Source organism: Brachybacterium subflavum (assembly GCF_009299795.1).
Taxonomy (GTDB): Bacteria; Actinomycetota; Actinomycetes; order Actinomycetales; family Dermabacteraceae; genus Brachybacterium; species Brachybacterium subflavum.
In genome coordinates this window covers 1-23,577 of the sequence record NZ_VIGP01000002.1, presented here as the reverse complement: position 1 = coordinate 23,577, position 23,577 = coordinate 1, and the positions used below count along the sequence as shown (strand labels likewise).

20 protein-coding genes and 1 tRNA gene are annotated in these 23,577 nt (G+C 72.9%); 11 read left to right on the top strand and 10 right to left on the bottom strand.

Annotated features, from left to right (window positions below; all coding sequences use genetic code 11):
• Positions 1–18: 18 nt before the first annotated feature.
• Positions 19–1,074 (bottom strand): selenide, water dikinase SelD, encoded by a 1,056-nt coding sequence (gene selD / locus FHG10_RS03900; RefSeq protein ID WP_152352047.1) that lies wholly within the window; start codon positions 1,072–1,074, stop codon positions 19–21.
• 107 nt (positions 1,075–1,181) lie between these two features.
• Between selD and FHG10_RS03895 the strand changes: the two genes are divergently transcribed.
• The 3 genes from FHG10_RS03895 to selB all read left to right on the top strand — a co-directional run bounded on the left by FHG10_RS03895 (position 1,182) and on the right by selB (position 4,487).
• Positions 1,182–1,276, top strand: a tRNA-Sec gene (locus FHG10_RS03895).
• 26 nt (positions 1,277–1,302) lie between these two features.
• On the top strand, positions 1,303–2,664 hold the full coding sequence (gene selA / locus FHG10_RS03890; RefSeq protein ID WP_152352046.1) for an L-seryl-tRNA(Sec) selenium transferase: 1,362 nt from the start codon (positions 1,303–1,305) through the stop codon (positions 2,662–2,664).
• Complete coding sequence (gene selB / locus FHG10_RS03885) at positions 2,661–4,487, top strand: selenocysteine-specific translation elongation factor (protein ID WP_152352045.1); 1,827 nt, start codon at positions 2,661–2,663, stop codon at positions 4,485–4,487. Before selA ends, selB begins: the two co-directional genes overlap by 4 nt.
• A 10-nt stretch (positions 4,488–4,497) precedes the next feature.
• On the opposite strand, the gene valS is transcribed toward selB, so the two are convergent.
• The 6 genes from valS to FHG10_RS03855 form a co-directional block, all read right to left on the bottom strand.
• Entirely contained in the window at positions 4,498–7,170 is a 2,673-nt protein-coding gene (valS, locus tag FHG10_RS03880; protein WP_152352044.1) for a valine--tRNA ligase, read from the bottom strand.
• Between the two features lie 101 nt (positions 7,171–7,271).
• Complete coding sequence (locus FHG10_RS03875) at positions 7,272–8,330, bottom strand: lipoyl protein ligase domain-containing protein (RefSeq protein ID WP_152352043.1); 1,059 nt, start codon at positions 8,328–8,330, stop codon at positions 7,272–7,274.
• Positions 8,331–8,458: 128 nt separating this feature from the next.
• Positions 8,459–9,727, bottom strand: coding sequence for a hypothetical protein (locus tag FHG10_RS03870; protein WP_152352042.1), 1,269 nt, complete (start codon positions 9,725–9,727; stop codon positions 8,459–8,461).
• 118 nt (positions 9,728–9,845) lie between these two features.
• Complete coding sequence (locus tag FHG10_RS03865; RefSeq protein WP_406565149.1) at positions 9,846–10,829, bottom strand: ABC transporter ATP-binding protein; 984 nt, start codon at positions 10,827–10,829, stop codon at positions 9,846–9,848.
• Complete coding sequence (locus FHG10_RS03860) at positions 10,826–11,671, bottom strand: ABC transporter permease (protein ID WP_227488019.1); 846 nt, start codon at positions 11,669–11,671, stop codon at positions 10,826–10,828. Before FHG10_RS03860 ends, FHG10_RS03865 begins: the two co-directional genes overlap by 4 nt.
• Positions 11,664–12,458: an ABC transporter permease gene (locus FHG10_RS03855; protein WP_152352041.1), complete on the bottom strand. Its 795-nt coding sequence runs from the start codon at positions 12,456–12,458 to the stop codon at positions 11,664–11,666. Before FHG10_RS03855 ends, FHG10_RS03860 begins: the two co-directional genes overlap by 8 nt.
• Positions 12,459–12,565: 107 nt before the next feature.
• Between FHG10_RS03855 and FHG10_RS03850 the strand changes: the two genes are divergently transcribed.
• From FHG10_RS03850 to FHG10_RS03840, 3 genes are read left to right on the top strand one after another with little or no spacing between them, the layout of a single operon-like run.
• Complete coding sequence (locus FHG10_RS03850; RefSeq protein ID WP_152352040.1) at positions 12,566–13,816, top strand: dicarboxylate/amino acid:cation symporter; 1,251 nt, start codon at positions 12,566–12,568, stop codon at positions 13,814–13,816.
• A 60-nt stretch (positions 13,817–13,876) separates the two neighbouring features.
• Positions 13,877–14,323, top strand: a complete 447-nt coding sequence (locus FHG10_RS03845) for an ArsR/SmtB family transcription factor (RefSeq protein WP_152352039.1) — start codon at positions 13,877–13,879, stop codon at positions 14,321–14,323.
• Positions 14,323–15,276 (top strand): cation diffusion facilitator family transporter, encoded by a 954-nt coding sequence (locus FHG10_RS03840; RefSeq protein WP_152352038.1) that lies wholly within the window; start codon positions 14,323–14,325, stop codon positions 15,274–15,276. Before FHG10_RS03845 ends, FHG10_RS03840 begins: the two co-directional genes overlap by 1 nt.
• An 18-nt stretch (positions 15,277–15,294) precedes the next feature.
• Here FHG10_RS03840 and FHG10_RS03835 read toward each other — a convergent pair whose 3' ends face one another.
• A complete protein-coding gene (locus FHG10_RS03835; RefSeq protein WP_193636189.1) occupies positions 15,295–15,969 on the bottom strand; it encodes an HAD-IA family hydrolase in 675 nt (224 codons plus the stop codon).
• A gap of 62 nt (positions 15,970–16,031) precedes the next feature.
• Between FHG10_RS03835 and FHG10_RS03830 the strand changes: the two genes are divergently transcribed.
• From FHG10_RS03830 to FHG10_RS03820, 3 genes are all read left to right on the top strand, one after another.
• Positions 16,032–16,823, top strand: a complete 792-nt coding sequence (locus FHG10_RS03830; RefSeq protein ID WP_152352036.1) for an SDR family oxidoreductase — start codon at positions 16,032–16,034, stop codon at positions 16,821–16,823.
• Between the two features lie 72 nt (positions 16,824–16,895).
• The gene (locus FHG10_RS03825; protein ID WP_319803197.1) at positions 16,896–18,746 is read left to right on the top strand and encodes an ABC transporter ATP-binding protein; all 1,851 of its coding nucleotides are present in this window, start codon (positions 16,896–16,898) and stop codon (positions 18,744–18,746) included.
• Positions 18,747–18,927: 181 nt separating this feature from the next.
• Positions 18,928–19,170, top strand: a complete 243-nt coding sequence (locus FHG10_RS03820; protein ID WP_152352035.1) for a hypothetical protein — start codon at positions 18,928–18,930, stop codon at positions 19,168–19,170.
• Positions 19,171–19,181: 11 nt separating this feature from the next.
• Here the strand turns inward: FHG10_RS03820 and FHG10_RS03815 are convergent, their stop codons facing one another.
• Positions 19,182–19,454 (bottom strand): 2Fe-2S iron-sulfur cluster-binding protein, encoded by a 273-nt coding sequence (locus tag FHG10_RS03815; protein ID WP_152352034.1) that lies wholly within the window; start codon positions 19,452–19,454, stop codon positions 19,182–19,184.
• A gap of 274 nt (positions 19,455–19,728) precedes the next feature.
• On the opposite strand from FHG10_RS03815, the gene FHG10_RS03810 reads away from it, so the two are divergent.
• Positions 19,729–20,466, top strand: a complete 738-nt coding sequence (locus tag FHG10_RS03810; RefSeq protein ID WP_152352033.1) for a response regulator transcription factor — start codon at positions 19,729–19,731, stop codon at positions 20,464–20,466.
• Complete coding sequence (locus FHG10_RS03805) at positions 20,463–22,127, top strand: sensor histidine kinase (protein ID WP_152352032.1); 1,665 nt, start codon at positions 20,463–20,465, stop codon at positions 22,125–22,127. Before FHG10_RS03810 ends, FHG10_RS03805 begins: the two co-directional genes overlap by 4 nt.
• A gap of 174 nt (positions 22,128–22,301) precedes the next feature.
• Here FHG10_RS03805 and FHG10_RS03800 read toward each other — a convergent pair whose 3' ends face one another.
• Positions 22,302–23,525 (bottom strand): HNH endonuclease signature motif containing protein, encoded by a 1,224-nt coding sequence (locus tag FHG10_RS03800; protein ID WP_152352031.1) that lies wholly within the window; start codon positions 23,523–23,525, stop codon positions 22,302–22,304.
• Positions 23,526–23,577 lie beyond the last annotated feature (52 nt).

The following is a 23,577-nucleotide window of genomic DNA, read 5'->3' as shown; positions in this document are numbered from 1 at the left end:
CGGCCGTCGGCCCGCGGGTCAGGAGCGGATGCCTATCGTCCCCGCGGGAGCGTCGGCCGAGGCGGGCGCCGTCCGGCCGATGATCGGATACCCGGGGACCTCGCCGACCACGAGCAGACCGCCGGAGGTCTGCGCGTCGGCGAGGAGCAGCAGATCGTCCTCGGAGACTCCCGAACCGGCCTGCACGTGCTCGCGCACCCAGTCCAGGTTCCTGCGGGTGCCGCCGGAGACGAAGCCGTCGCGCAGCGCCTCCGCCGCCCCGTCGACCAGCGGCACCGCGCCGCGGTCGATCTGGGCGGCCACGCCCGAGGCGCGCAGCATCTTGAACAGATGCCCGAGCAGGCCGAAGCCGGTGACATCGGTCGCCGCGCGCACCCCCGCGGCCAGCGCCGCCCGCGAGGCGTCGCGGTTCAGCGTCGTCATCGTCTCGATCGCCGCGGGGAACACCTCGGCCGTCGCCTTGTGCCGGTTGTTCAGCAGTCCCACGCCGAGCGGCTTGGTGAGCGTGAGCGGCAGACCGGCCTCGGCGGCGTCGTTGCGCAGCAGGCGATCCGGGTGCCCCGTGCCGGTGACGGCCATGCCGTACTTCGGCTCCGGATCGTCCACGCTGTGCCCGCCGATCACGGGCACGCCGGCCAGCGCGGCGACCTCGAGGCCGCCGCGCAGGACCTCGCGCAGCAGGTCGTAGGGCAGCGTCTCGCGCGGCCAGCCCACGAGGTTGATCGCGACGACCGGATCGCCGCCCATCGCATAGATGTCGGAGAGCGCGTTCGCGGCGGCGATGCGGCCCCAGTCGAAGGCGTCGTCGACCACGGGGGTGAAGAAGTCCGCGGTCGAGAGCACGGCGAGGTCCTCGCGCACCCGCACGGCCGCGGCGTCGTCGCCGTCGTCGAGTCCCACGATCACATCGCCCGCACTCTGGTCGGCCAGTGCCGAGACCGCCTCCTCGAGCTCGCCCGGCGGGATCTTGCTCGCGCAGCCGCCGCCGTGGGCCATGGTCGTCAGCCGCACCGAGATCGGCGGCAGGGCGGCGGGGATCGATCCGGAGGGGGCCTGGGCGTCGTCGGAGCTCATGGGGCCGAGTGTAGGCAGTGCGGGCTGGTGGGGGCGGACCGTTGCCACCCTGGCCGGGGCCGACGGGTCGGGACCGAGGAGCCCAGGTCGGCGATAGGATCGCGCGTGGAGGCGTTCGTGTCCTGGTGGGCGCCCCAGTCTTCAAAACTGGTGAGACCGAGCATCTCGGTCTGGCGGGTTCGATTCCCGTCCGCCTCCGCCACATCCCACCCAGGAGGAGCTGCGCGCGTGACCGAGTCCGATCCCCGCCGCCGCATCCCGCGAACCGACCGCCTGCTGGAGCTGCCGGAGGTCGCGGCCGCGCGCGCGAGCATGGGGGAGCGGGTCGTGCGCGAGCTGGTCCGCGCCGTCCAGGACCGCGCCCGCAGCGGGCAGATCGCCCCCGAGCAGGTGGAGCCCGAGCTGCTCGCAGGGCTCGGCGGCGCGGGCGCCCACTCCCTGCGCCCGGTGCTCAACGCGACCGGCGTCATCGTCCACACGAACCTCGGGCGCGCGCCGCTCTCCGACGCCGCGCGCGCCGCCCTCCTGGACGCCGCCGGGTACACCGACGTCGAGTTCGACCTGGCCTCGGGGCAGCGCTCGCGCCGCGGAGCCGGAGCCCGCGCCGCCCTGCTCGCGGCCTGCCCCGCCGCCGAGGACGCCCTGGTCGTGAACAACGGCGCCGCCGCGCTGCTGCTCGCGACGACGGCGCTCGGCGGGCCATCGGCAGGTCGGTCGTCGGGCGCGACGGAGGTCGGCCCGCGCGAGGTCTTGCTCTCGCGCGGGGAGATGATCGAGATCGGCGCCGGCTTCCGCCTGCCGGACCTCATCGCCTCGACCGGCACCGCGATCCGCGAGGTCGGCACCACCAACCGCACCCACGCCGAGGACTACGCCGGCGCCCTCGGCCCCTCGACCGCCTGCGTGCTGCGCATCCACGCGAGCAACTACCGCATCAGCGGATTCACCTCCGCCGTCCCCGTCGCCGAGCTCGCCGGCATCTGCCGCGAGGCGGGGGTCCCTCTCGTGGTCGACCTCGGCAGCGGCCTCATCGATCCCGACCCCGCCCTGCCCGAGGAGCCCGCGCTCTCCACGGCCCTGCGCGACGGTGCCGACGTCGTCATCGCCTCGGGCGACAAGCTGCTCGGCGGCCCCCAGGCCGGGATCCTGCTGGGCCGGGCCGAGGTCATCGCCCGCCTCGCCCGCCACCCGATGGCCCGTGCGATGCGCGCGGACAAGCTCGCCCTCGCCGCGCTCGAGGCGACCCTGCGCGGTCCCGAGCCGCCCGTCGCCTCGGCCCTCCACACCGACCCGGTTCGGCTGCGGACGCGCACCGAGGCCGTGGCCGCGCAGATCGGCGGGAGCATCGTCGCGCACGACGGGCGCGTCGGCGGCGGGGGAGGCGCCGAGGTGCCGCTGCCCGGCGTCGCGATCGCCCTGCCCGAGGAGCTCGCCGAGCCGCTGCGCCGCGGCGACCCGGCGATCGTCGCCACCGTGCGCGACGGCGCCTGCCTGCTGGACCTGCGCTGCATCCCCGCCGAGCGCGATGCGGACCTGGTGCGCGCGGTGCGGGCCGCTCAGGACACGCGGGCGGAGACGGAGCGCGCATGATCGAGAGGGTCGTCGCCACCGCCGGGCACGTCGACCACGGCAAGTCGACCCTGGTGCGGGCGCTCACCGGCATCGAGACCGACCGCTGGGCGGAGGAGAAGCGGCGGGGCCTGACGATCGACCTCGGCTTCGCCTGGACCCGTCTGCCGAGCGGCCGCGAGGTCTCCTTCGTCGACGTCCCCGGCCACGAGCGCTTCCTGGGGAACATGCTCGCCGGGCTCGGCCCTGCGCCCGTCGTCTGCTTCGTCGTCGCGGCCGACGAGGGCTGGCAGGCACAGTCCGACGACCACCGCGACGCGCTCGCGGCGCTCGGCATCGCGACCGGCGTCCTCGTCATCACCCGCGCCGACCTCGCCGAGGACGGCGGGTGCGCCGCCCTCGCCCGCGCCCGCACCGAGCTCGCCGGCACCGGCCTCGCCGGCGCCCCCGCGGTCATCGTCTCCGCGCGCACCGGCCAGGACGTCGACGCGCTGCGCGGTGTGCTCGACGACGTGCTCGCCGGCGCCCCCGAGCCGAGCGCCGATGCCCCCGTGCGGCTGTGGATCGACCGGGCCTTCAGCATCTCCGGCGCCGGCACCGTGGTCACGGGCACCCTCGCGAGCGGGACCCTGCGCCCGGGCGACCGCCTCACCCTGTGCGGCGCCCGCGGGGCCGCGGCCCGGGAGGGCGGCGCCGAGGTGACCGTGCGCGGGCTGCAGAGCCGGGAGGATCCGGCCCGCGAGCTGGGGCCCGTCTGCCGCGCCGCCGTGAACCTGCGCGGCGCGGACCTCGAGGAGATCGGGCGCGGCGACGCGCTCATCACCCCCGGTGCCTTCGAGGCGGTGCGTCTCGTCGACGTGCGCCGGTCGACGGGCGAGGCGCTCGACGCGGTGCCCCGCGAGCTCATGGTCCATGCGGGCACCGCCGCCGTCCCCGCGCACGTGCGCGACCTCGGCCCGCAGCACGCCCGCTTCGCCCTCGAGCGGCCGCTGCCGCTGCGCGTCGGCGACCGGATGCTGCTGCGCGGCAGCGGGGAGCACGCGGTGCTGGGCGGCGTGCAGATCCTCGACGTCGACCCGCCCGCGCTCACCCGCCGCGGCGCCGGGAGGCGGCGCGCCGCCGAGCTCGGGACCATGAGCCCCCGCGGGGATGCCGCCCACGAGACCGCGCGCCGCGGCGCCGTCCGCACCGACGTGCTCGCGCGGCGGGGGATCGCGGTGCCCGATCCGCTGCCGCCGGGACTCCGGCGCGCAGGGGAGTGGATCGTCGCCGAGCGGGCGATCGCGGGCTGGGCCGACGCGCTGCGGGCCGCGGTCGCGGCCGAGCACGACCGCGACGAGCTCTCGGCCGGGATCACGCGCGGCGCCGCGCTCGACCTGCTCGCGCGGGGCGCGCAGCCGCTGCCCGATGCCTCCCTGCTCGCCCTCGTGCTCCCGGCCGCGGGCCTCGCCGCGCAGGACGGCCGGATCATCGACCCGCAGCGCACCGCCGGCCTCGGCGCCGCGGAGACGCAGGTCGCCGCGCTCGAGGAGCGCCTGCGCGCACAGCCCTTCCAGGCACCGGAGGCGGACGACCTCGCCGCCCTGCACCTGGGCGCGCGAGAGCTCGCCGCCGCCGAGAAGCAGGGGCGCCTGCTGCGCCTTCCGGGCGGCGTGGTGCTGCTGCCCACGGCCCCGGCGCTCGCGATGCGCGAGCTCGCCGGGCTCGAGCAACCGTTCACCACGAGCGCGGCCCGTCAGGCGCTGGGCACCACGCGCCGCGTCGCGATCCCCCTGCTCGAGCACCTCGACGCGCGCGGCTGGACCCGTCGCGTCGACGGATCCAGCCGTGAGGTGGTGCGCTGAGCGCTCGCGCTCAGCCCTGGTTGCGCGGCTTCTTGACCGGGGGGTCGCCGAGCTCGACGTCGCTGGTCGCGATGCCCTCAACGTCGCCGCCGGTGATCGTGAGCGCCTCGATCCGGCCCAGGGCCGTGAGGTCCCCGCGGGCCGCCTCGAGGTGGGCGATCGCGGACTCGGGGGCGGTCACGGTGACCTGCAGGATCGGGGTCTTCTGGGAGACCTTCGCGTCGGACTTGATGCGGCGCAGCACGATCGCGGCCTGCTCGACGACGCCCAGCAGGGCGGCGTCCTGACCGGCCGCGGCCTCGCGCAGCGCCTCGGAGGTCGGCCAGGGCTGCGTGTGGACGCTGCCCTCGCGCCACCACGACCAGACCTCCTCGGTCGCGAACACGATCACCGGGGCGAACAGGCGCAGCAGCACCTCGAGCGCGATCGCGAGAGCGGCGCGGGCCGAGGCAGCACCCTCCTCGCCGCTCGCCGAGGCGCCGTGGGCGCGGTCCTTGATGAGCTCGATGAAGTCGTCGCAGAACGTCCAGAAGAAGGGCTCGACGACCTCGAGGGCGCGCGCGTAGTCCATCTCCTCGAAGGCCGTGGTCGCGGCGTCGACGACCTCCGCGAGGCGCGCGAGCATCGCCCGGTCCAGCGGGTCCGTCACGGCCGACGGGTCCGCGGCGAGGCGGCCCGACGGGTCGGCCGGGGCGGTCCCGAAGCCGAGCGCGAACTTCGAGGCGTTGAGGATCTTGATCGCCAGGCGTCGGCCGATCTTCATCTGGCCCTCGTCGAAGGCGGTGTCCACGCCCTGGCGGGCGCGGCCGGCCCAGTAGCGCACGCCGTCCGAGCCGTGGTCGCGCAGCAGGCCGATCGGGGTGACGACGTTGCCCTTGGACTTGCTCATCTTCTTGCGGTCCGGATCCAGGATCCAGCCGTTGATCGACGTGTTGTACCAGGGCAGGGAGTCCTGCTGGAGGTGCGAGCGCACGATCGTGGAGAACAGCCAGGTGCGGATGATGTCGTGGCCCTGGGGGCGCAGGTCCATCGGGTAGACCTTCGCGAACAGCTCCGGGTCCGCGTCCCAGCCGCCCGCGAGCTGCGGGGTCAGCGAGCTCGTGGCCCAGGTGTCGAGGATGTCGGGGTCGGCGGTGAAGCCGCCCGGCTGCTCGCGCTGGGACTCCTCGTAGCCGGCGGGCACGTCGGTCGTCGGGTCGATCGGCAGGCGCTCGAGCTCGGGGGTGAGCACGGTGTCGTAGTCGATCTCGCCGACGGCGTCCAGCGCGTACCAGACGGGGATCGGGACGCCGTAGAAGCGCTGGCGGGAGACCAGCCAGTCGCCGGCGAGGCCCTCGACCCAGTTGCGGTACCGGGATTCCATGTAGGCGGGGTGCCAGGTGATCTCGGCGCCGCGGGCGATGAGGGCGTCGCGCAGACCGCCCTCGCTGGTGTCGCGGCCGCCGTTGGTGAGGTACCACTGGCGGCTGGTGACGTACTCGAGGGCCTTGTCGCCGTTCTCGTAGAACTTCACCGGGTGGGTGATCTTCTTGGGTTCTCCGACCAGGTCGCCGGTCTCGGTGACCATCTCGACCACGCGCTTCTGCGCGCTGAACACGGTGAGCCCGGCGAGCTCGGCAAAGCGCTCGCGGCCCTCGGCCGAGGTGATCCAGGGGGCCTCGGGCAGGAAGCGGCCGTCTCGGCCCACGACGCTGCGGGTGGGCAGCTCGAGCTCGCGCCACCAGGTGACGTCGTTGGCATCGCCGAAGGTGCAGATCATGGCGATGCCCGCGCCCTTGTCGGCCTGGGCGAGCGGGTGGGCCAGCACCGGCACCTCGACGCCGAACAGCGGGGAGGTGACTGTGGTGCCGAACAGGCCCTGGTAGCGCTCGTCGTCCGGGTGGGCGACGAGGGCCACGCACGCGGGCAGCAGCTCGGGGCGCGTGGTCTCGATGAAGACCTTCTCGCCGCTCCCATCGGCCTTCGTGAAGCCGATGCGGTGGTAGGCGCCGTCCCGCTCGCGGTCCTCCTGCTCGGCCTGGGCGACCGCGGTGCGGTAGGTGACGTCCCACATCGTGGGGGCCTCGGACTGGTAGGCCTGACCGGCGGCGAGGTTCTCGAGGAAGGCGCGCTGGCTGGTCGCGCGCGAGCGCGCGTCGATGGTCTGGTAGCTGTGGTTCCAGTCGACCGAGAGGCCGAGGGTCCGGAAGACCTCCTCGAAGGACGCCTCGTCGATCTTCGTGAGCCGCTCGCACAGCTCGATGAAGTTCCGACGGGAGATCGGCTTCTGGTTCGCGGCCTTCGCGGACTTGTTGTCGCCGCCCTCCTGCGGGGGCGTGAAGTCCTCCTCGTAGGGCAGCGAGGGGTCGCAGCGCACCCCGAAGTAGTTCTGCACGCGGCGCTCGGTGGGCAGGCCGTTGTCGTCCCAGCCCAGCGGGTAGAACACGTTCTTGCCGCGCATGCGCTGGTAGCGCACGATCATGTCGGCCTGGGAGTAGCCGAACACGTGGCCGATGTGCAGGGACCCCGAGGCCGTGGGCGGCGGGGTGTCGACGCTGAACACCTGGTCACGGGTGGTGTCGGCGTCGAAGGCATAGACCTGCGCGGCGTCCCATACGCGGTCCCACTTGTCCTCGAGGCCCTCGAGGCTGGGCTTGTCGGGGAGAGCGGACGCGGCGTTCGGGCGCGGGGCGGTGTCGGTCATGGCGCCCATTGTTCCAGGCATCGTGCCTGTGGGCGCAATCCTGGGACGTGATCAGGGGCGCACGGGGCGCGACGGCGCGGGCTCCGACGCGGGCACGCCGCTCACGGCACGCGCTGGGTCCACTCCTCGGTGGCGAACTTCGTGTCCACGAGGTCCCGCGCCGCGGCGAGCTCGGCCTCGGTGTACGCCGACTCGTGGGTGGCGTACTTCCCGCGGAAGTAGTCCAGGAAGCTGTCGATGATCGCCTCCCGGGCCATGCCGGTCTGCGAGCGCATCGGGTCCACGCGCTTGTTCGCGCTGCGGGTGCCCTTGTCCGAGAGCTTCTCGCGGCCCACGCGCAGCACCTCGCCCATCTTGTCGGCGTCGATGTCGTAGCTCATGGTGACGTGGTGCAGGACCACGCCCCCCGCGAAGCGGCGCTGGGCGGCGCCGCCGATCTTGCCCTTGTCCGAGGCGATGTCGTTCAGCGGCACGTACCGGGCGCGCACCCCGATCTCCGCGAGCGCGCCCATCACCCAGTCGTCGAGGTAGGCGTAGGACTGCTCGAAGCTCAGGCCCTCGACGAGGGAGGACGGCACCACGAGGGAATAGGTGAGGCAGTTGCCGGCCTCCATGAACATGGCGCCGCCGCCGGTGATGCGGCGCACCACGCCGATGCCGTGCTTCGCGGCGCCCTCGGGATCGATCTCGTTCTTCACGCTCTGGTAGGAGCCGATCACCACGAGCGGGGAGTCCCAGTCCCAGATCCGCAGCAGCGGCCTGCGCCGTCCCGCGGCGACCTCGTGGGGGATCACCTCGTCGAGCGCGACGTGCATGATCGGCGCCATGGTGACCGGCCCGATGACGTCGAACTCGTGGTCGTCCCAGCTGGTCGCGTTGCCCAGCGCGCGGCGCACCGCGATCGCGACGGCGTCCGCGTCGAAGCCGATCATCTGGACGTCGCCGTGCCGGGCGGCGAGGCGCGCGGAGATCGCCTCGGTGATCGTGGCGGCGCTCGCCTTCACCGGCAGGCCGACGATCGCGGCGTCGATGTCCTCGAGGGCCTCGTCGGGCTCGAGGAAGAAGTCGCCGAACACGTGGGCGGAGGTGATCACCCCGTCCGAGGCCTCCACCTCGACCGAGACGAGCTTGCCTCCGCGGACCTTGAACGAGCCGTTCACCCTCGCTGCCTCCTGCGACATGGTTGCGGCGCCCCGGTGAGGGCGCCCTCAGCCGTCATTGTCCCAGCCGCCGCGCGCCCGCGGGATGTGAGCCGCGCATCGTTCCAGGGATCCGGCCCGCCGGGTGCTCAGGGCTTGGTCGCGAGCGAGTGCAGCGCCTCGTGGACGCTGGTGACGAGATCCTGGACGGAGTCGGACTTCTTGGCCTGCACGACGTAGGTGCGGTGGTCGTGCTCGCGGGTGACGCGCGGCAGCAGCGTGCGCCAGGTGCTCGAGCCGCCGATGGAGACCAGGAAGGTGCCCGAGCGGGGGATCGACGGAGCGTGCACGCGCACGGACAGGCGGTCGGCGGTCATGTCGGGCTGCTGGCGGGGGACCAGCGGGAAGCCGCTCGCCTCGAGGCGGCCCGGGTCGAGGACCTCCCAGAGCAGGGCGCGGGCGTCCTCGAGCTTCCGGGAGGCCGGGGTGCCGATGTAGGAGTCGGGCTCGAAGGTGAGGTCCGCGTCGTAGCGCCAGTCGGGGCGGGAGGCGATCGCGCGCAGGCGGGCGATCGCGGCCTCGCGCTCCTCGTCGGAGCCGAGCGCCCCGATCTCCAGCGGGAAGGACCGCTGGGGGCGGGAGCCGACGAGCCAGATCGCGGAGCCGTCCTCGACGGCATCGAACTCGACGCCGAGGTCGTTGCCGCTCGCACCCGCGTGCAGCCAGGCCCGCGGGTGGCTGCGCGAGGAGGAGAAGCGCGGCGCGCGATGGATGAGCTCGTCGCTGACCAGGAGCATCGAGCGCAGGTGGTCGCGCAGTTCGTTCGTGACCTCCTCGTCGAGCAGGACCTTCGGCGCGACGGGCTGCTGGGCGTCCTCGACGGCCCGGTTCTCGCCGAACTCGGCGAGGGCGGTCCACAGCTCGGCGCTCTCGGGGTCGTGCGGCACGAGCCTCTTGGCGACCTGCGCCCAGGTCACCATGCGGATGCGGCCCGTGGGGTCGTCGACCTCGCGCACGGCCGAGCGCCGCGAGCGCGGCACGATGAGCAGCAGGCGGCTGCCCGGGGTCCTCTCGAGGGAGCCGAGCAGGGAGCGCAGACGCTGCGCGGAGAGGTCCCCGTCGATCACCAGCTTGACCGCGAGGATCTCGGAGGAGCCGGTCGAGGGGGATTGGCCCACCAGGTCGAAGGCGTCGGCCGCGCTGCGGGTGGTGGTGCGGAAGGCGGGCACCGACCCGGAGACCTCGGCGATCCGCCGCGCGAACTGGCGTCGCGCACGACGATCGCGCAGCACGTGGTCGAGCATCCCTCGCGCCATCGCCTCGTGGCGGGTGCGCGGGGCATCGTGGCGGAGCATCTTCGGCACGGCGTCCAGACCGCTCGAGATCATCCGGCCGACGGACGGGGTGGCGGGGCTCATGTGCTCTCCTCGCTCGCTGCGGGGCGGTGCTGCGGGTCGGTGCTGCGGGGTGCGACCGGGCCGACGGGCGGGCCCGCAGCGAGGATACGTGGCGGCAGCGGCCCGACGCCCGCCGCTCTCACCGGCCCCGGGCGTAGATCTCCCGCACGAGGTCCTCGATCGCGGGCTCGGCGAGGGAGAGATCGGCGATCTCGGCCTGCGCGCCGATCGCGGAGAGCAGCGCGGGCACCGTCATCTCGCTGCCGCGGAAGGCGATGCGATGGCGGATCCCGTCGGCCTCCACGGCGAGCACCTCGGCCTCGCGCGGGAGGGCGAGCGCCTCCCGCGGCGCAGCGAGGTCGACGACGAGCTCGCGGGGCGCGCCGAGGGACTCGCGGAAGCCGGCGAGGGGGCCGTCGAAGGCGACCGTGCCGGAGTTGACCACGACGATCCGCTCGCACAGCCGCTCGACGTCCCCCATGTCGTGCGTGGTGAGGAACAGCGTCGTGCCGCGCTCGTCGCGGTCCTCGCGCAGGAAGCGGCGCAGCCCCTCCTTCGAGATCATGTCCAGGCCGATCGTGGGTTCGTCGAGGATCACCAGGCGCGGGGAGTGCAGCAGCGAGGCCGCGACCTCGCCGCGCATCCGCTGCCCGAGCGAGAGCTGGCGCACCGGCCGGTCGAGGAATCCCTCGAGGTCGAGCCCCTCGACCAGGCGGCCCAGGCGCTCCTCGCGCGCGGACTCGCTCATGCGGTGCATCGCCCCCAGGATCCGGAAGGAGTCGCGCAGGGGGAGGTCCCACCACAGCTGGGAGCGCTGGCCGAAGACCACGCCGATCTCCCGGGCCAGGCGCCGGCGCTCGGCGACGGGGCGGCGACCCAGCACCCGCACGTCGCCGGAGGTGGGCTGGAGGATGCCGGTCATCATCTTGATGGTCGTGGACTTCCCGGCGCCGTTCGCGCCCACGAAGCCGACCGCCTCCCCGGCGCGCACCTGCAGGGTCACGTCGTCGACCGCGCGCACCACCCTGCGCGCGCGGCGGCCGATCGGCCCCGAGCGCACCACGTAGTCCCGGCGCAGGGAGCGCAGGTCGATCGCGGGCTGGGTCGTGTCATGGTTCATCATCCGCCGGCTCCTGTGTAGCGACGGACCCCCGCGCGCCACAGCAGCGCGGCGAGGATCCAGGCGAGGACCGCGACCGGCAGGCCCAGCCAGCCCGTCCACTGCGGCAGCAGCGGCGGACCGGGCAGGTCCAGCAGGGCCAGGGTCGGGGTGTAGGCGACGAGCGTCGTCGGGATCACGAAGGTGAAGAACGCCCGCAGCGGCAGCGGGAACACCGCGCCGGGGTTCGTGGCCACGTAGTTGCCGCCGTAGGTGAACGCGTTCGCGAACTCGCGGCCGTCCACGAGCCAGAACTGCATGGCCCCGGCCATCGTGAACAGGGCGCCCATGATCGCGGCGCCCGCGAGCGGCGCGAGCACCAGCAGTGCGAGCGTCGCCGGGGTGGGGGAGAAGCCCGCGATCGCGAGCGCGGTCACGGTCATCGCGATGCCGACGCCGATCCGTCCCAGCCGCCGCAGGGAGAGGTCCAGGCTCGAGATCTGCAGCAGCATCGGCACCGGGCGGATCATGAGGGTCTCGAGCGTGCCCGAGCGGATCGCCGTGGAGAGCCCGTCGATCTCCCCGAACAGCATGTCGGCGATCCCGAAGGCGAGGGCACCGAGGCCGTAGACCACGGCGACCTGCGGCAGCGTCATCCCGCCCAGCACGTCGACCTGGGAGAGGATCACCCACAGCTCGAGGAACTCGGTGCCCACGATGAGGACCTGGCCCAGCAGGTCCATGACGAAGCTCGTGCGGAACGCGGCCTGCGAGCGGATCCGCGAGCCGTAGAGCGTCGCGACCATCCGCAGCGCGGAGACCGGCCGGGTCGCGCGGGACCGGCCCGACGGGGTCCTCTCAGCCACCCTGCACCTCCAGCGAACGGATCCCGCGCTGCAGCATCGCCCAGGCGGCGAGGGCGAGGACGCCCGCCCACAGCGCCTGCACGCCGATCTCCGGCAGGGCCTCCGCGGTGCTCACCCGCGCCGAGAGCACGTCGATCGGGGTCTGCACCATGGCGGGGAACGGGGTCGCGCGGGTGAGGGCGATCAGCCAGTCCGGGAACCAGGCGATCGGGATGAGGAATCCCGAGAGCAGATTCATCACGGCCGTGTAGACGACGGTGAGCCCGCGGGTCTGCACGATCCAGAACGCCGCGAGGTTCACCAGCATGTCCGCGAGGAAGGCGACGGTGATCGCGAGCAGGATCGCGAGCACGCCCAGCAGCCAGGCCACCGGGTCCGTGGGCAGGGAGATGCCCGTGAGCGCCGCCCCCACGAGCATCGGCGGGATCCCGCGGGCGAGCAGCAGGAAGCCGGAGCGGCCCAGCTTCTGCGCGTACTGGAGCCTGAGGAACCCCAGGGGCCGCAGCAGGTCGACGGCCACGTCGCCCTGGTGGACGCGCTCGGCGACCTCCCGGGTGCCGAAGGCCTCGACGGGGGCCAGCAGCGCCTGGCCCAGCCACACGTAGGTCGCGGCCTGCAGGGCATCGTAGCCGCGCAGCTCGCCCCCGGCGGTGGAGACCGCCGCCAGCAGGATCGAGGCGCGGATCAGGCCGAACACGGAGTTCGTGAACACTCCGGCGACGGTGGCGACGCGGTAGGTGGAGTACTGCCGGAAGGAGGCGGCGAGGATCCTCCAGAAGGCGAGCACCCGCGCGAGTCTAGGGTGCGGCCGACGCCCGCGCGAGAGGTTCGGGGAAAGCGGTGCGGATCGGTACCCTGTGCCGATCCCTCTTCCCCCGACGAACCGGATGATCGATGACTCCTGCTGCCGACACCCCGCCCGCCGCTCCCTCCCGCCGTCGGCCCCGCTTCGGCCTGCTGCCGCGGATCGTGGTCGCGATCGTGCTGGGCATCCTGCTGGGCCTGGTGATGCCCGAGGCGCTCGCGCGCGTGTTCACCACCTTCAACGGGCTGTTCTCCGCCTTCCTGGAGTTCCTCATCCCGCTGATCATCGTGGGGCTCGTGACCCCGGCCATCGGCGAGCTGGGCCGCGGTGCGGGGAAGATGCTCGCCCTCACCGCGGGCATCGCCTACGTCTCGACGATCCTGTGCGGGCTCCTCGCGCTCGGCGTCTCCGCGCTGCTGCTCCCGCGCATGCTCGCCGGCGCGAGCGTGGGGACGCTGGAGAATCCCGAGGACTCGGCGATCGCCCCGTACTTCACGATCGAGATGCCGCCCGTCTTCGAGGTGATGACGGCGCTCATCCTCGCCTTCTGCCTCGGGATCGGGCTGACGCTGGTGCGCCGCGGGGCGCTGCAGGAGTCCTTCGAGCAGCTGCGCACGATCGTGGTGCGCACGATCGAGGCGATCATCATCCCGCTGCTGCCGATCTTCATCTTCGGGATGTTCCTGGGGCTGACCATGAACGGGCAGATCTGGACCGTCATCGGCACCTTCCTCGCGGTCGTGCTCATGGTCTTCGCCCTCACGGTGATCGTGCTGCTCGCCCAGTACTGCGTGGCCGGCTGGGCGATGCGCCGCCATCCCCTGAAGATGCTGTGGACGATGCTCCCCGCCTACGCGACGGCGCTCGGCACCAGCTCGTCGGCCGCGACGATCCCCGTGACCCTCCAGTGCACCAAGCGCAACGGGGTGGCGGCTCCGGTCGCCGACTTCGTGGTCCCGCTGTGCGCGACGATCCACCTCGCCGGCTCGACGCTCAAGATCACCTCCTTCGCCGTCGCGATCATGGTGGTCACCGGGATGCCGCTGGACCCTGCGAAGCTCGTGGGCTTCGTGCTCATGCTCGGGATCGTCATGATCGCCGCGCCGGGCGTGCCCGGGGGAGCGATCATGGCCGCCGCCGGGATCCTCTCCTCGATGCTCGGCTTCGGCGAGGCCGCCGTCGGCCTCATGATCGCCTCCTACATCGCGATCGACTCCTTCGGGACCGCCACGAACGTCACCGGCGACGGCGCGATCGCCGCGCTCGTGTCCCGCCTCGCCCGCGGGCGGGTCTCGGGGGATCTGGAGGCCGACGACGGGGTCGAGCTCACGTTGGTCTGAGCGGGACCCCAGGCACCCGGGCCCTTGACCGCTTCTCCGCCGCGGGCCTACCGTGAACGTATGAACACATCGTCACATGTGCAGGCTGCGGAGAGCGCAGAGCCTGCGGACGGCGCCGAGGGCTGCGCGAGCAACGTCGTGGACGCCGGTCGCGTCGCGCTCGCCGCCGAGCACCTGCCGCGCCCCCGCGACGTGGCCGACACGGCCGATGTGTTCTCCCTGCTCGGGGACCCCAACCGCCTCACCCTCCTGCTCGCCCTGCTCGAGGGTGAGCTGTGCGTGCACGACCTTGCTGCGCTCACGGGGCAGTCGGACTCCTCAACCTCGCACGCGCTCAAGCTGCTGCGCGCCCATCGCGTGGTCGCGACCCGCCGCGACGGGCGGCGCATGTTCTACCGGCTGGACGATCCGCACGTGCGGATGCTCCTCGACCTCGCGGTCGCCCACACCGCGCACACCGAGCAGACGCATCCCGAGATCACCGGGGCCGGAGGGGGCGGAGCCTGATGGGGGCGGGCGAGCACGGCGGGTCGCACGGGGCCGCCCATTCCCACGCCTCGGCCGCGCAGGCGCTGAGCGCGGGCGGGAAGCACCGGCGCCGCCTGGCGTGGGCGCTCGTGCTGATCGGCGGCTTCTTCGTCGTCGAACTGGTCACTGCGCTGCTCACGGGGTCCCTCGCGCTGCTCTCGGACGCGGGGCACATGGCGGCCGACGTCCTCACCCTCGCCGCCGCGCTCGGGGCGACGGTGCTCGCCGCCCGTCCCGACCGCACGGGCAGGCGCAGCTTCGGCAGCTACCGCCTCGAGGTGTTCGCCTCCCTGCTCGCCGTGCTCGTGATGCTGGGCGTCTCGGTCTTCGTGGTCCTCGAGGCGATCGGCCGGATCGGCGCGGGAGCGGACGGCGCGCACGTCGACTCGGTGCCCATGCTCGTGGTGGGCGCGCTCGGACTGGTCGTGAACCTCGCGGTGATGCGGCTGCTGCGGGCGGGCGCGCAGGAGAGCCTCAACGTCAAGGGCGCCTATCTCGAGGTCCTCGCCGACACCATCGGCTCCCTCGGCGTGGTCGCCGCCGCGATCCTCGTGGGCGCGACCGGGAGCACGCTCTGGGACACCGCCATCGCCCTCGCGATCGGCGTGTTCGTCGCGCTGCGCGCGCTGATCCTGGGCCGTGAGGTCCTCTCGGTGCTGGGCCAGGAGACCCCGCGGCACCTGGATCCGGGGTCCGTGGGGGAGGACCTGCGCGCCGTCCCGGGCGTGACCGACGTGCACGATCTGCACCTGTGGACGGTCACCTCCGGGATGGACGTGCTCACCGTGCACCTGCGGATGCGCGAGGGGATCGACGGCCACGCCGTGCTCGATGCGGCCGAGTCGATGCTCCGCGAGCGCCACGGCCTGGACCACTGCACGCTGCAGATCGAGCCCGAGGACCACCGCACCGACCAGGAGACCACCTGGTGACCTCGGAGGTCCCCGACCTCAGCGCCCGGGCGCGAGCAGCCGGGTGAGCTCCGCGAAGGAATCGACGACGGCGAACGGGCCCTGCGCCTCGAGCGCCGGCCGCGTGCCCGCGCCCCAGGTGACGCCCACGGCCGACATCCCCGCCGCATGCGCCGCCTGCAGATCGGTCGCCGCGTCGCCCACGTAGACGGCGTCCTGGGCGCGCGCGCCCAGGACCTCGAGCGCGTGCCGCAGCGGGGCGGGGTCGGGCTTGTGGGCGAGCGTGTGCTCCTTGCCGATCACCACATCGATCGCGGGCATCGCGGTCGCGGCGAGGCCGCGCCGGGCGAGCTCGGAGCCCTTCGAGGTCACCACGCCCACGTCGGCCCCCGCGTCGAGGAGCGCATCCACATGGGCGCCCGCCCCGGGGTACGGAGCGATCCGCTCGTCGTGGTGGCCCACGTTGAACTCGCGGTACGCCTCGGCCATCGCCGGCGCGCGCTGCGGATCCAGCGCCTCGAAGGTCTCCTCGAGGGCGAGCCCGATCCAGCTGCGCACCTCCGCCTCCTCGATGCCCGCGATCCCGAAGCGCTCGAACACGTGCGCGTAGGAGTCGACGATGAGGCCCACGGTGTCCACGAGCGTCCCGTCCAGGTCGAAGAGGACGACGGGGCGGAGCAGCGCGGGGGAGCGGGTGCGGGCGGGCGAGGTCATGGCCCCATCCTCTCGCGGAACACGGCCCTGCGCGCATCCGTCCGGCCCGTATCCTCGGGGCCATGACCTCCACAGCTTCCTCCTCTGCATCCTCCGCCGCCCCTCTCACCGCCGTGGTCACCGGCGCCTCCTCGGGCATCGGCCGCGCGAGCGCCGTGCGCCTCGCCGCCGACGGCTGGCGGGTGCTCGCCGTCGCCCGCCGCGAGGACCGGCTGGCATCCCTCGCCGAGGAGTCCGGCTGCGAGACCCTCGCCGCCGACGTCACGGACGAGGACTCGGTGGCCGCTCTCGTGGCCCGCGTCGACGAGCTGTTCGACGGGCGCCTGAACGCGGTCGTGAACGTCGCGGGCGGCGCCTTCGGGCAGGAGCCCGTGGCGGAGGCGGATCTCGACGCCTGGCAGCGGATGTACGAGGTCAACGTGCTCGGCGCCGCGCGGGTCACCCGCGAGCTGCTGCCCGCCCTGCACGCGAGCGGCCGCGGCGACGTGCTCGTGCTCTCCTCGACGGCCGCCCAGGGCGCCTACGAGGGAGGCGCCGGCTACAACGCCGCCAAGGCGGGCGAGCACATGCTCGCCTCCGCCCTGCGCCTCGAGCTGAACGGCGCACCGATCCGCGTCATCGAGGTCGCTCCCGGCATGGTCCGCACAGAGGAGTTCTCCCTGGTGCGCCTCGGCGACGCCTCGCGGGCCGAGAAGGTCTACGACGGCGTCGAGCAGCCGCTCACCGCCGAGGACTGCGCCGACGTCATCTCCTACGCCCTGAACGCCCCGCACCACGTGAACCTCGATCTCGTCACCGTCCGCCCGCTCGCCCAGGCGGCGCAGCACAAGGTGGCCCGCCATGCGGGTCTCTGAGGGCGCGGGCGCCCGATGAGCATGGCGGGCGGCCCCGGCGGCCGTGGCGGTCCCGGCAGCGGTGTCCGCGGCATGGCCTCCATGCCCGGGGCCGACGAGCGCCGCCTGGCACCGGGGCAGCGGGCCGACGTCGGCCGGATCCTGCGCCTGTTCACCCCGTACCGCGGCACCCTGCTGGTCGTGCTCGTGCTCATCGCGCTCGCCGCCGCGACGGGGGTGGTCTCCCCGTTCCTGGTGCGCGAGGTCGTGGACGTCGCGCTGCCCGATCAGCGGCTGGACCTGCTGGCCTGGTGCGTGGCCGGGATGATCGCGGTCACCGCGGTCTCCTCGGTGCTGGGCGTGCTGCAGTCGCTGCTGTCCACGCGCGTGGGCCAGGCGATCATGCACGACCTCCGGGTCTCCGTCTTCTCGCATCTGCAGCAGATGGGCCTGGGCTTCTTCACCCGCACCCGCACCGGCGAGGTGCAGTCGCGCATCTTCAACGACATCGGCTCGATGCAGGCCGTGGTCACGAGCGTGGTCACCCAGATCGTCTCGGCGAGCGCCGGGATCGTCATGGCCGTCGTCGCGATGCTGGCGATGGACTGGCGCCTCACCCTGTTCTCCGTGATCACCGTCCCGCTGGCCGTGTGGATGAACCGGAGGGTGGGGCTGCGGCGCCGCGCGATCACCCGCATCCAGCAGGAGACCGCGGCCGACCTCTCGGCCTCGATCCAGGAGTCGCTCTCGGTCTCCGGCATCCTGCTGGGCACCACGATGGGCCGCACCGACGCCCTCACCGCCCACTTCACGGGCCTCTCGGGGCGTCTCGCCGAGCTGGGCCTGTCCTCGACGACGGCCGGTCGCTGGCAGATGGCCCTCTACTCGACGCTCATGTCGGTGATCCCCTCGCTCACCTACCTGCTGGGCGGCTACCTGCTGTTCGGCCACGTCCCCGGCGTCACCATCGGCACCCTGGTCGCCTTCATCGCCCTGCAGTCCGGGCTGTTCCCGCAGATCAACTCGCTGCTGCGCGTGGCCACGCAGGTGAACTCCTCCTTCGCGCTGTTCACCCGCGTCTTCGAGTACCTCGATGCTCCCGTGACCATCACCCAGCGCGAGGACGCGACCGCGCTGGATCCCGCCGAGGTGCGCGGCGAGGTCCGTCTCGAGCACGTGGCCTTCCGCTACCCGGGCGAGGACGCGGACAGGGGACCTGACGAAACGGCCCGCACCGCCCTCGACCCCGAGGATCCCTCGTTCACCCTCCACGGCATCGACCTCATCGTCCCCGCCGGCACGCACACGGCGCTCGTCGGCGCGACCGGCTCGGGCAAGACCACCACCGGCTACCTCATGGCGCGCCTGTACGACCCGACGCTGGGTGCGGTCACCCTGGACGGCCACGACCTGCGCGAGATCACGCTGCGGTCGGTCTCCGACTGCATCGGCGTGGTCACCCAGGAGACCTACCTGCTGCACGCGTCCATCGCCGACAACCTGCGCTTCGCCGCGCCGGGCGCGAGCGACGCGGAGCTCGAGCGGGCATGCCGGATCGCCCAGATCCACGACCACATCGCGAGCCTCCCCGAGGGCTACGGCACCACGGTGGGGGAGCGCGGCTACCGGTTCTCCGGCGGGGAGAAGCAGCGGCTCGCGCTCGCTCGCACGATCCTGCGCGACCCGCCCGTGCTCCTGCTCGACGAGGCCACGAGCGCCCTGGACGTGCGCACCGAGCAGGCGATGAGCGGCGCGCTCGCCGCTCTCAGCCGCGGCCGCACCACGATCTCGATCGCGCACCGCCTCTCCACGATCCGCGACGCCGACCAGATCGTGGTCCTCGAGAAGGGGCGCATCGTCGAGCGCGGCACCTTCGAGGAGCTGCTCGCGCAGGACGGTCCCTTCGCCGAGCTCGCCCGCCGCGACGCGAGCCTGCCGTTCTGATCCCGTCGTCCCGGGGAGGGCCCGTCGGCATCTCGGGGGCATCCCGGATACGACCCGGGTATGGCCCGGGTTCATCCGTCCGAAGGATGCGCGGGCGGCGGGCGTCGGGGGAGGGTGGGGGTGTTCGCGCAGCACCGGCGCGATCCCCGCACGGCGGCACACCACTCGTCAGGAGACGGTCATGGACCAGGGCAGGATGCGCACGATCCCTTCGCACACGCTGTCCTCGAGCGATGCGCCGGCCTCGCGCGGAGCCGGGCGTCCGGCGGTGTTCACGGCGATCGTGATGGTCGCGCTCGCGGTGCTGATGACGGTCCTGCTCGGCGGCCCGACGATGCCTCTCGCGACCTCGATCGCGATGGCGGGAGTGTCCGTGCTGCTCGTCGCGATCGGCTGGCTGGTGGCGGGACCGCGTCGGCCCTGACCCGTCGACGCTCAGACGTCGAGCTCGATCTCGCCGACTCCGCGGGAGACGCACACGGTCATCCGCTCCTCGCGCTCGTCCTCCATGAGGAACTCGTCCTCGTGGATGACGTCCCCGGCCAGCAGCGGCAGCACGCAGGTGCCGCACACTCCGCCCTCGCACGAGTAGTCGACGTCGATGCCGGCGTCCAGGAGCGCCTGCAGCAGCGTGTGCTCGCCGTCGACCTCCACGGTCGTGCCGGACTTCCGGCACTTCGCGATGAACGGTTCGCCCAGCGTGCCCATGGGTGCTCCTCCAAGGATCGAGTGGGGTGGATCGGGTGGTCGGTGCGCGCGGCCGGCGGCTGCGCGCGGCCTGCCCTCCAGCATCCCACGCCCGCGCGCACGAGGCGTGGTGAGCGTGCTCTCACCGGGCGTGGCCCGTCGGGGCAGTGCTGCGCGCGGTGCTGTGCGCGGGCTGTGCGGGACGGATCGGTGTGCTGTGGCGGGGGCGCGGAGCCTGTGCGGACGGATCGTCGGCGACTAATCTCGGTGCCACCACCTCGAACGGGAGCCCAACATGTCCAACACCCCCGCCGCGCTGTCCGCGCTGCCGCCGCTGGCGCACCCGGACGGATCCCCGATCCGCGCGCTCGTCGTCGAGGACGAGCCGACCATCGCCGACCTCCTGCGCTTCCCGCTGCAGATGATCGGCTGGGAGGCGACCGTCGTGGGCGACGGCCTCGAGGCCGTGCGGGTGGCGCGCGAGATCCGGCCCGACGTGCTCGTGCTGGACCGCATGCTCCCCGGCATCGAGGGCCTCGAGGTGCTGCGCCGCATCCGCGCCCTGCAGCCCGACGTCCCCTCGCTCATGCTCACCGCGATGGACGCCCCGGCCGATCGCGTCCAGGGCCTCGCCTCCGGGGCCGACGACTACGTGACCAAGCCGTTCACGATGGAGGAGGTGCTGCTGCGGCTGCACCGTCTGGTGCAGCGCGCAGGGGCGACGTCCCCGCAGAGCAGCGAGCTGGTCGTCGGCGACCTGGTGATGAACCTGGACACCCACGAGGTCACGCGCGGCGGCGAGGAGATCGCGCTGACCGCGACCCAGTACCAGCTGCTGCAGTACCTGATGGAGAACCCGCAGCGCGTGCTGTCCAAGGCGCAGATCCTCGATGCGGTCTGGAACTACGACTTCGGCGGGCAGGCGAACATCGTCGAGCTCTACGTCTCCTACCTGCGCAAGAAGATCGACGTGGGCCGCGAGCCGATGATCCGCACGGTCCGCGGCGCCGGCTACATGCTCAAGCCCGCATGACCCGCGCCTCCCGTCCGCCCCATCCGACGCGGATCGCCGGGCCGTCGTCGGCCTCCGCGTCCTCGCCGAGCGGTCCCGGTGCCGCAGCGGGCACCGCCTCGGCCCGACGCCGCCGGCGCCTCTCCCTGCGCGCGACCCTCGTGATCCTGCTGGTGAGCACCGTGGCGGTGCTGTGCCTGCTGGTCGGGGCGGTCACGCACGTGTCGGTGCGCGGGCAGCTCGAGGGCCAGCTGGACGCGCAGCTCACCCGTGCCGCCCACCGTGCCGGCGACACGGGCGGTCCGGGCGCGCCCGACGGGCCGACGAACGGCGAGGACGGGTCCAACGGCACGGGCAGCACCAGCGGCACGAGCGGGGCCGGGGCCGACGAGGCCGATGGCGGGGACGCCGAGGCCACGGGCCCGGGCGGCGGCGAGTTCGAGCTCGCCGCGATCCTCGTGGACGGCCGGGTCGTGAGCGCCGCGTGGCGCGACACCGACGGTCAGGTCGAGAAGCTCGGCGCCTCGGACAGAACCGAGGTCGCCGACGTCGCGAAGGGGCTGGACAGCGACGAGCACGCGGACGTGAAGCTCTCCATCGGCCAGTACCGGGTGATGACCGCGACCGACGCCTCGGGCGCCGTGATCGTCACCGGCCTTCCGCTCACCCAGGTCCACAGCACGCTGGCGCGACTCGACCTCACGCTGGTGACGGCGGGGCTGCTTGCGACAGCGCTCTGCGGGGTGGCGGGATCGCTGATCGTGCGGCGCACGCTGCGTCCCCTCGAGGAGGTCTCCGCCGTCGCCGGACGCGTGGCCGACATGCCGCTGTCCCATGGCGACGTGGCCCTGGGGGACCGGGTCGATGAGCGCATCTCCCACTCGGGGACCGAGGCCGGCGAGGTGGGGAGGGCCCTGAACCTGCTGCTGGACAACGTGGAGGGAGCGCTCGAGACGCGCCAGCACAGCGAGGAGTCGATGCGACGCTTCATCGCCGATGCGTCCCATGAGCTGCGCACCCCGCTCACGGCGATCCGCGGCTACAGCGAGATGCTGCGGATGACGGAGGATCTCAGCGAGCGCGGGGAGCAGTCGGTGGACCGCATGGACGCGCAGTCCCGGCGCATGACGTCGCTCGTGGAGGACCTGCTGCTGCTGGCCCGCCTCGACGAGGGCGCGCGGGACGAGCGCACCGAGACCGACCTGGGCGAGCTCGTGCTGGATGCGGCGATGGACGCGCGGGTCACGGCGTCGGAGCACCGCTGGGTGCTCGAGGTCCCCGAGGAGCCGGTGACGGTGCTCGGCAATGCGCGTCAGCTGTCGCAGGTGGTCGTGAACCTGCTGTCGAACGCCCGCAAGCACACGCCCGCGGGCACGACCGTGACTGTGCGGTTGCGGTCGGGGCCGGGCGGCTCCGAATCGGCGGCTCTCTCGGGCGCAGCGGGTCGAGTCGGCATCCTCGAGGTGATCGACGATGGTCCTGGGATCGAGCCGGAGATCGCGGGCCGAGTCTTCGAGCGCTTCACCCGCGCCGACGCCGCCCGCTCGGGCGGGGACGGGACGACGGGGCTGGGGTTGCCGATCGTCAAGGCGATCGCCGAGGCTCACGGCGGCTCGATCACCCTGGAATCGGAGCCGGGACAGACCGCCTTCATCCTGCGGCTGCCGCTGGTCGCCCGCTGAGCGACGTTCTCGTCGGGTGTCGCGGGCAGGCGACGGGCGGGACCGCTCCCGGAGGCGCGGATTGATTTCGGGCGTGCGTGTAGAGGGGCACGGTGGTGTGCCTCTCTACGGGTGGTGTTGCTGCTGGCCGGCTTCTGACCTCGATGGCCTGCGATGGCGGGTGGGGCGGGTGGGTCAGAAGGGTGGTGGTCCGGGGTCGAACCTCGGTGGCGGGCCCTGCTGCGTGCGTGGTCGGCGTGTGGTGGCGCTGATGGGGAGGTCGCCGTCGTAGTGGAACGTCGGTGGTGGTTGGTACCGGTGGCGGACGGGTTTCTCGACGGGGATTTCTTCGAGGTCGGGTGCGCCGGCCTGGTCCATGTCCACTCGGGGCCACGGGTCCGGGACACCAGGCCGGAGCGGCCACGGCGAGTCCAGAACTGACGGCTCAGGGGAACCAGTCACCCCACTGCTGGGGGTTTCGCTGTCGTGCTCGCCCGCGCCCCGCTGCATGAACTCGTCCTGCCTGCGTTGCATCGAATCCCAGATGGTGTCGAGCTGGGCGACGGCCTGTGGGGTGAGGAGGTCGGTGTCGTCCTCGCGGAACACGCGGAGACGTTCGCGCATCTCCCACACGGTGCCCGCGATCCCCGCGGGTGACTCGTCCGCTTCCACACGGATCGGGTCGAGCCGTCCGGCGGTTTTCATCGCGTGGTGGAACCAGCACAGGAAGTGCAGGTTCTCCACCGCCGTCCGACCACCACACACAGGGTCCGCATGGTTGTACTCGACGATGTGGTCGGCTTCGGAGGCGACCGACGCTGCGCGTTCGCAGCCGGGAACGCCGCAGGACTGGCCGCGCAGTCTCAGGTGTTCGAGCATCGCCCCGGTGGGCCGGTACTTCTCCGCCGGCCGCGGCAGAAACTCACCCGAGGACGGGTCCGTGAGGACCCGGAACCATTCCTCACTCTTCCCGGCGATCTCACGGGCCATCTGCGCGGGAATCGGGGTGCCGTCCTCCAGGACACCGGGGGCGTCGTCCCCACCGACCAGGGTCAGGAAGGGAACGAGGACGTTCAACCGGAACCTCGCCTCCGGGACGGTGATGCCACCGGTGTCGATCTGCGCCGCGTGGGCGAGGTGGTAGCGGATCAGGTTCAACGACAGGGGCATGCCCTCGTTCTCGACCTGCTGGTCCGGATCCAAGGGAATCTGCGTGCCCTCGATGAGGGCGTGGCGCTGGGCGTTCTGGATCGCCCGGGCGGCCTGGTCGAACTTCCCGGCCAATGCTTTGATCTCGGGTGCCGGGCCGATGATCCGCAGCGAGGCGACGCCGCCGAGGGTTCCGGGATCCAGGACCATGCGCCGACGGGTCGCGGAGACCTCTTCGGGTTCTTTCGGATGCCGCTGCTGAATCTTCATGATCAGCAGGTCGAGGCGAGCCTGTCAATCTGTCTGTGTAAGTGGTGGTGTT

Excerpts from the sequence above, each read along its gene's own strand:
- selD (WP_152352047.1), bottom strand. The coding sequence starts at position 1,074 with ATGAGCTCCGACGACGCCCAGGCCCCCTCCGGATCGATCCCCGCCGCC.
- FHG10_RS03845 (WP_152352039.1), top strand. The coding sequence starts at position 13,877 with ATGAACACATCGTCACATGTGCAGGCTGCGGAGAGCGCAGAGCCTGCG.
- FHG10_RS03835 (WP_193636189.1), bottom strand. The coding sequence starts at position 15,969 with ATGACCTCGCCCGCCCGCACCCGCTCCCCCGCGCTGCTCCGCCCCGTC.
- FHG10_RS03865 (WP_406565149.1), bottom strand. The coding sequence starts at position 10,829 with ATGATGAACCATGACACGACCCAGCCCGCGATCGACCTGCGCTCCCTG.
- selB (WP_152352045.1), top strand. The coding sequence starts at position 2,661 with ATGATCGAGAGGGTCGTCGCCACCGCCGGGCACGTCGACCACGGCAAG.
- FHG10_RS03810 (WP_152352033.1), top strand. The coding sequence starts at position 19,729 with ATGTCCAACACCCCCGCCGCGCTGTCCGCGCTGCCGCCGCTGGCGCAC.
- FHG10_RS03820 (WP_152352035.1), top strand. The coding sequence starts at position 18,928 with ATGGACCAGGGCAGGATGCGCACGATCCCTTCGCACACGCTGTCCTCG.
- FHG10_RS03850 (WP_152352040.1), top strand. The coding sequence starts at position 12,566 with ATGACTCCTGCTGCCGACACCCCGCCCGCCGCTCCCTCCCGCCGTCGG.
- FHG10_RS03825 (WP_319803197.1), top strand. The coding sequence starts at position 16,896 with ATGGCCTCCATGCCCGGGGCCGACGAGCGCCGCCTGGCACCGGGGCAG.
- valS (WP_152352044.1), bottom strand. The coding sequence starts at position 7,170 with ATGACCGACACCGCCCCGCGCCCGAACGCCGCGTCCGCTCTCCCCGAC.
- FHG10_RS03815 (WP_152352034.1), bottom strand. The coding sequence starts at position 19,454 with ATGGGCACGCTGGGCGAACCGTTCATCGCGAAGTGCCGGAAGTCCGGC.
- FHG10_RS03840 (WP_152352038.1), top strand. The coding sequence starts at position 14,323 with ATGGGGGCGGGCGAGCACGGCGGGTCGCACGGGGCCGCCCATTCCCAC.
- FHG10_RS03805 (WP_152352032.1), top strand. The coding sequence starts at position 20,463 with ATGACCCGCGCCTCCCGTCCGCCCCATCCGACGCGGATCGCCGGGCCG.
- FHG10_RS03800 (WP_152352031.1), bottom strand. The coding sequence starts at position 23,525 with ATGAAGATTCAGCAGCGGCATCCGAAAGAACCCGAAGAGGTCTCCGCG.
- FHG10_RS03870 (WP_152352042.1), bottom strand. The coding sequence starts at position 9,727 with ATGAGCCCCGCCACCCCGTCCGTCGGCCGGATGATCTCGAGCGGTCTG.
- FHG10_RS03830 (WP_152352036.1), top strand. The coding sequence starts at position 16,032 with ATGACCTCCACAGCTTCCTCCTCTGCATCCTCCGCCGCCCCTCTCACC.